6 protein-coding genes are annotated in these 6605 nt (G+C 69.9%); all 6 read left to right on the forward strand.

Annotated features, from left to right (window positions below; all coding sequences use genetic code 11):
* Positions 1 to 69: 69 nt before the first annotated feature.
* From AC5Y36_RS25600 to fadA6, 6 genes are read left to right on the forward strand one after another with little or no spacing between them, the layout of a single operon-like run.
* Positions 70 to 948 carry an ESX secretion-associated protein EspG gene (locus AC5Y36_RS25600; protein WP_500043781.1) on the forward strand — a complete coding sequence of 293 codons (879 nt, stop codon included), beginning with the start codon at positions 70 to 72 and terminating at the stop codon, positions 946 to 948.
* 41 nt (positions 949 to 989) lie between these two features.
* Positions 990 to 2417 carry a type VII secretion integral membrane protein EccD gene (eccD, locus tag AC5Y36_RS25605; RefSeq protein ID WP_500043786.1) on the forward strand — a complete coding sequence of 476 codons (1428 nt, stop codon included), beginning with the start codon at positions 990 to 992 and terminating at the stop codon, positions 2415 to 2417.
* The gene (mycP, locus tag AC5Y36_RS25610; protein ID WP_500043782.1) at positions 2414 to 3781 is read left to right on the forward strand and encodes a type VII secretion-associated serine protease mycosin; all 1368 of its coding nucleotides are present in this window, start codon (positions 2414 to 2416) and stop codon (positions 3779 to 3781) included. The genes eccD and mycP overlap by 4 nt, the downstream gene beginning before the upstream one ends.
* Positions 3778 to 4743: a type VII secretion protein EccE gene (eccE, locus tag AC5Y36_RS25615; RefSeq protein WP_500043783.1), complete on the forward strand. Its 966-nt coding sequence runs from the start codon at positions 3778 to 3780 to the stop codon at positions 4741 to 4743. Before mycP ends, eccE begins: the two co-directional genes overlap by 4 nt.
* A 54-nt stretch (positions 4744 to 4797) precedes the next feature.
* Positions 4798 to 5391 (forward strand): TetR family transcriptional regulator KstR2, encoded by a 594-nt coding sequence (gene kstR2, locus AC5Y36_RS25620; RefSeq protein WP_500043784.1) that lies wholly within the window; start codon positions 4798 to 4800, stop codon positions 5389 to 5391.
* A 2-nt stretch (positions 5392 to 5393) separates the two neighbouring features.
* Positions 5394 to 6563, forward strand: coding sequence for a steroid 3-ketoacyl-CoA thiolase FadA6 (gene fadA6 / locus AC5Y36_RS25625; protein ID WP_500043785.1), 1170 nt, complete (start codon positions 5394 to 5396; stop codon positions 6561 to 6563).
* The last annotated feature ends 42 nt before the right edge of the window (positions 6564 to 6605 follow it).

Below are 6605 nucleotides of genomic sequence, written 5' to 3' on the forward strand. Positions count from 1 at the left end.
AAGCGAGTGAGCGACTCTCCGGTGAGCAGACACAGAATCGCACTGGCGGGAGCCAATTCGTGCGATTCTGTGTCTGCTCGCGCCGGCGGTGAGCGCAGTAAGGTCAATGCGGCCGAGCTGACCGTCGAGCAGGCATGGTTCATCGCCGAAACCGTTGGTGCCGGGATGTTTCCGTGGGTGCTGGCGATCACCATGCCGTATACCGATGCGGGGCAGCGATCCGCATTCGTCGAACAGCAGTCCGCCGAGCTGGCCCGGATGGGTGTGCTGAGCGGCGACGGCACCGTTATCCCGACGGTGGCCGACTGGATCCGGGTGGTCTGCTTTCCGCAGCGCTGGCTGGAGTTGCGCTATGTCGGTCCGGGTCCCGCCGAGGGCCGGGAAATGTTGCGCGGCATCGTCGCCCAGCGCGATCACACCACCGTGGTGGCCTTGCGCAGCGCACAGTTGGTCACCTTCACCGAGATGCAGATCGACGACGCCCGCGCCTTGGTTCCGGTGCTTGCCGCCGGGCTGGCGAACCGGACACCGGCCCGGTTCGATGAATTCACCATGCCTGCCCGCGTCGGCGCCCGAGCTGACGAGCGCCTCCGTTCCGGTGCGCCCGTAGCGGAAGTCATTGATTACCTGGGTATCCCAACGTCCGCGCGGGCCGTGGTGGAGTCTGTCTTCTCCGGTCCGCGAAGCTACGTCGAGGTCGTCGCGGGCTGCGATCGCGACGGTCAGCACACCACCACCGAGGTCGGCATGAGTATCGTCGACACCACCGCCGGCCGGATACTGGTCAGTCCGTCGCGGGCCTTCGACGGTGAGTGGGTTTCCACGTTCGCACCCGGCGCCGAGTTTGCGATCGCCTGCGCGATCGACCAGTTGACCGCCGAGCTTCCCGGCGGGTCATGGTTCCCCGGCCAACGTTTGTCCCGAGATTTCACCGCGCAGCGGTCCTAGTAGAAAACAGAAGAGAGCACTCCATGTCCGAAGCTCCGGTGATGTCCGGCACTGTCATGCCGATCGTCCGCGTCGCTATCCTCTCCGATAGCCGACTGTCCGAGATCGCCTTACCCGCGGAACTGCCGCTCCGCGAAATCCTGCCCGCGGTACAGCGTTTGGTCGCTCCCGGTGACGACACCGACGGTCACGGTGGCGCCGCGCCGCTGAGCCTCAGCCCGATCGGCGGGGCACCGTTCAGCCTGGACGCCAGCCTGGACACGGTCGGCGTCGTCGACGGCGACCTGCTGGCGCTGCGGCCGGTACCGACCGGACCCGCGGCGCCGGGCATCGTCGAGGACATCGCCGATGCCGCCGTCATCTTCTCGGCGTCGCGGCTCAAGCCGTGGGGTACCGCCCACATCCAGCGGGCTGCATTGGCCGCGGTGGTCGGGGCCGTCCTGGCCGGCACCGGACTCGCCGTCACGCACCGGATGGTCACCGGCGGCCCGGCCGGATTGTTCGGCGTCGCAGGGATCGCCCTGCTCACCGTGCTGGCCAGTCTCGCCAGCCGGGCACGGTCGTCGAGCACCGCGGTGGCGCTGTCGGTCGCCGCGCTGGTGCCGGTCGCCGCAGCCCTGACCCTCGCGGTGCCGGGCGACTTCGGCCCGGCCAGTGTGATGCTGGGCGCCGCTGGTGTCACCGTCTGGTCGTTGATCAGCATGATCTCCCCCGGGGGCGGGATGCGCTCTGCACCCGACCGGGAGGACGACCGGTCGGTCGCGTTCTTCACCGCCGCGATGGTGGTCGGGGCCGGCGTGCTGGCGGCGGCCGGAGCCGCCACCCTGTGGCACCTGTCCCTGGTCAACCTGGGATGCGGGCTGCTGGTGGTGGCATTGCTGGTAACCGTCTCGGCCGCACAGCTTTCCGCGCTGTGGGCGCGGTTCCCGCTGCCGGCCATCCCGGCACCCGGCGACCCCACCCCGTCGGCGCCGTCGCTGCGGGTACTTGAGGACCTGCCCCGGCGGGTGCGCCTGTCCGACGCCCACCAGAACGGCTTCATCGCCGGCGCCGTGCTGCTGAGCATTCTGGGCACCGTGGCGATCGCGGCCCGCCCGGAGTCCGTGTCGGTGGCGGGTTGGTACCTGGTCGGCGCCACCGCCCTGGCCTCGGTGCTGCGGGCCCGGGTGTGGGATTCGGCGGCCTGCAAGGGCTGGCTGCTGGCCCAGCCCTATCTGGCGGCGGTGACGCTGCTGGTGAGCTACCTCGCCACCGGCCGGTGCGCCGCCGCGTGCGGCGTGATGGCGGTGCTGACGGTGCTGGTGGCCGGGTGGGTGCTCGCCGCGCTGAACCCCACGATCGCCTCGCCGGACACCTACTCGTTGCCGATGCGGCGGCTGGTCGGTTTCCTGGCCTCGGCCCTGGACGCATCGCTGATCCCGGTGATGGCGTTCATGGTCGGCATCTTCGCGTGGGTGCTCAATCGATGAAACGTGCCGTAATCGCCTGGTCGGCTGCGGCTTTCGCCGCGGTCCTGACCAGTGCGCCGGCGTTGGCCATCGATCGGCCGACGGTGGACCCGGCGGCCGCCCACCCCGACGGCGCACCCGGGCCGGTGCAGCCGATGGAGCAGCGCGGGGATTGCGTCAGCTCCGCCGTCCTGCCGGGGACGGACTTCGCGACACCCACGCCCACCCAACAGCTGCTGAACATCCCCGCCGCCTGGCAACTTTCCCGTGGCGAGGGCCAGACGGTGGCGATCATCGACACCGGGGTGCGGCCCGGTCCGCGGCTGCCCGCCGTTGACCCGGGCGGCGACTATCTGGCCGGCACCGACGGCCTGACCGACTGCGACGGGCACGGGACCCTGGTCGCCGGGATCGTCGCCGGCCAGCCCGGCGACGACGGATTCTCCGGAGTGGCGCCGTCTGCCCGGCTGGTGTCGCTGCGGGCCACCTCGGCGATGTTCTCGCCGCGGGTCGCCGGTGAGGATCCGGGATTGGCCCGCGCGGTCGTGGACCTCGATGCCCTGGGCCGCGCCATCGTGCACGCCGCCGACCTCGGTGCGCGGGTGATAACCATCCCGATGTCGGTCTGCCTGCCCGTCGATCGCCCGGTCGATCAGACGGCGGTCGGTGCCGCCCTGCGGTATGCGGCGGTCGACAAGGACGCGGTTGTGGTGGCAGCCGCCGGGGACACCGGTCAAGCCGGTCCGGCATGTGAATCCAATCCGCTCGGCGATGCCAGCCGACCCAACGATCCGCGCAACTGGGCGGGCGTCACGTCGGTGTCCGCGCCGTCGCTGTGGCAGCAGTATGTGCTGTCGGCCGGGTCGGTGAACGCGGGAGGTCAACCGTCGACCTTCAGCATGGCCGGCCCCTGGGTAGGTGCGGCCGCGCCGGGCGAGAACATCGTCTCGGTGAGTAACCGCGACGACGGCGGCCTGGCCAACGCTCTTCCGGGTGCCAAGCGAAAGCTGGTACCGCTCAACGGAACCGGATATGCGGCCGGCTACGTGGCCGGTGTCGCCGCGCTGGTCCGCAGCAAGTACCCCGCGCTGAACGCCACGCAGGTGATCGAGCGCATCACGGCGACGGCACACAACGGCGCGCAACGCCCGTCGAATCGCGTCGGTGCCGGCACCGTCGACCCCGTCGCCGCACTGACCTGGGAGCTGCCGGCCGGAACCGACAGCGCCACCGCGCCGGTGCGACAGTTGCCGCCGCCACCGCCCCCGCCGGCGGCCGACCCCACGCCGCGACGCGTCGCCTTCGCCGGGACCGCGGCCCTGGCCGTAGCCGCCGCGATCGCCTTCGCCGTTCGTCGGCGACAAGAAAAGGAGCCCACCTCGTGAGCCGAACCCCTGTCGTCTGGCCTGGCCCCGCCCGGCTCACCCTGGTGCTGCTGGCCGCGGTTCCCGCGGCGATGGCCTACCCCTGGCAGTCGGTGCGCGAGCGCTGGGTGATCGGGGTCGCGGTGGCGGTCGCCGTCCTGCTGCTGCCCTGGTGGCGTGGTCTGCACCTGACGACCCTGCTGCGGCGCCGGCTGGCGATGATGCGCGGCGGCTCCGGCAAGCGGTCGGTGGATCCGACCGGAACCGACGTCCGGGCAACCGCCGCACTGCGCGTCACGCCGCCGGCCGCCGACGCCGACCGGGTACCGCTGCCGCTGATCGCGGGTTACCTGGACCGATACGGAATCCGTGCCGACGCGATCCGCGTCACCAGCCGCGACACCGCCGCCGGCGACCGCGAAACCTGGATCACGCTGACACTGTCGGGGGCAGCGAACCTTGCGGCGCTGCAGGCCCGCTCGCCACGCATCCCGTTGGCCGAAACTGTCGAGGTCGCGACGCGCCGGCTCGCCGACCATCTGCGTGAAATCGGCTGGGAGGTGAGCAGCACCGGCGCCGACGACATTCCGCAACTGTTCGCGGCGAGCGCCCGCGAAACCTGGAACGCGGTCTGGGAGGGTACTGCCGGATATGTGGCCGCCTACCAGGTGAACCCCGATGGCGGGCTGCCCGACACCCTTGCGGCGATCTGGGCGCATCGCGCGCCGCAGACCTGGACCGCGGTTGAGATCGCCGAGACGGCTGCGGGCCGGACGCTGGCGGCGGCGTGCGCGTTTCACACCGACCAGGACCCGGGCGGTGCCGCACCGCTGGCCGGTCTGACTCCGCAGCGCGGTATCCAACGCTCCGCGCTGCGGGCCCTGCATCCGCTGTCGGAGCGTCGGCTCGACGGGCACGTCGCGGTGTCGCCCGACCTGGTGGCGCAGCTGCGCTGGCACAGCGTGCCGGCGGCCTCCGTCTAGCCGACAAAACAAACCCGCTACGCCAAGCAAGCGCTTGGTTGATACACTGGCGGGGTGGATCGTGAGCCGAGTCGCCGAGACGAGCTACTGGAGCTCGCCGCGACGATGTTCGCCGAGCGCGGACTGCGTGCCACCACGGTGCGCGACATCGCCGACAGCGCCGGAATCCTGTCCGGCAGCCTCTATCACCACTTCTCCTCCAAGGAGGCGATGGTCGACGAGGTGCTGCGCGGGTTCCTGGACTGGCTGTTCGCCCGCTACCAAGAGGTGGTCACGGCCCAGCCCGACCCGCTGGAGCGGCTCAAAGGCCTGTTCATGGTGTCATTCGAGGCGATCGCGCACCGTCACGCGCAGGTGGTGATCTACCAGGACGAGGCCCAGCGGTTGTCGGCGCAGCCGCGGTTCGCCTACCTCAACGAACGCAACAAAGAACAGCGCAAGATGTGGATCGACGTGCTGCACCAGGGCATCGACACCGGTCGCCTGCGGCCCGACCTGGACGTCGACGTGGTCTACCGGTTCATCCGCGACACCACCTGGGTGTCCGTGCGCTGGTATCAGCCGGGTGGACCGCTGACCGCCGAACAGGTCGGCCGCCAATATCTCGCCATCGTGCTCGGCGGAATCACCATGAGAGAAGGAGTCTGAACATGGCTGCAACGGCCCAGGCGTACGTCATCGACGCGGCGCGCACCGCGGTTGGCAAGCGCAACGGCGGACTGGCCGGTATCCACCCCGTCGACCTGGGGGCGCTGGCGTGGCGCGGTCTGCTCGATCGGGTCGATGTCGACCCGGCGGCCGTCGACGACGTCATCGCCGGATGCGTCGACGCCATCGGCGGGCAGGCCGGCAACATCGCCCGGCTGTCCTGGCTGGCGGCCGGGTATCCCGAAGAGGTCCCCGGCGTCACCGTCGACCGCCAGTGCGGCTCGAGCCAGCAAGCGATTTCCTTTGGTGCACAGGCGATCATGTCCGGCACCGCGGACCTGATTCTGGCCGGCGGCATGCAGAACATGAGCCAGATCCCGATCTCGTCGGCGATGACCGTCGGCGAGCAGTTCGGGTTCACCTCGCCGACCAACGAGTCCAAGCAGTGGCTGCACCGCTACGGCGACCAGGAGATCTCCCAGTTCCGCGGATCGGAGATGATCGCCGAGAAGTGGAACCTGTCGCGTGAGGAGATGGAGCGGTATTCGCTGACCAGCCACGAACGCGCGTTCGAGGCGATCCGCGCGGGCCACTTCGACAACGAAATCATCGCCGTTGAAACCGAATCCGGGCCGTTCGCGGTCGATGAATGCCCACGCGAGTCGACGCTGGAGAAAATGGCCGGCCTCAAGACGCTGGTCGAGGGCGGCCTGCTGACGGCCGCGATGGCCAGCCAGATCTGCGACGGTGCCAGCGCGGTGCTGCTGGCTTCCGAGCAGGCCGTCAAGGACCACAAGCTGACCCCGCGGGCCCGCATCCATCACATCAGCACCCGCGGCGCCGACCCGGTCTTCATGCTGACCGGCCCCATCCCGGCCACCCGCTACGCACTGGAAAAGACCGGGCTGTCCATCGACGACATCGACACCGTGGAGATCAACGAGGCATTCGCCCCGGTGGTGATGGCCTGGCTCAAGGAGACCAAGGCCGACCCCGCCAAGGTCAACCCGAGTGGCGGTGCGATCGCGCTCGGACACCCGCTCGGGGCAACCGGCGCCAAGTTGTTCACCACCATGCTCAACACCCTGGAGCGCACCGGTGGCCGCTACGGTCTGCAGACCATGTGCGAAGGCGGTGGCACCGCCAATGTCACCATCATCGAACGCCTCTAGAGCCCAACGCCGAGAAGACGTAAAAGTGCTCCAGAACCGTGG

The sequence above is a fragment of the Mycobacterium sp. NGS50 genome (genome assembly GCF_059812545.1).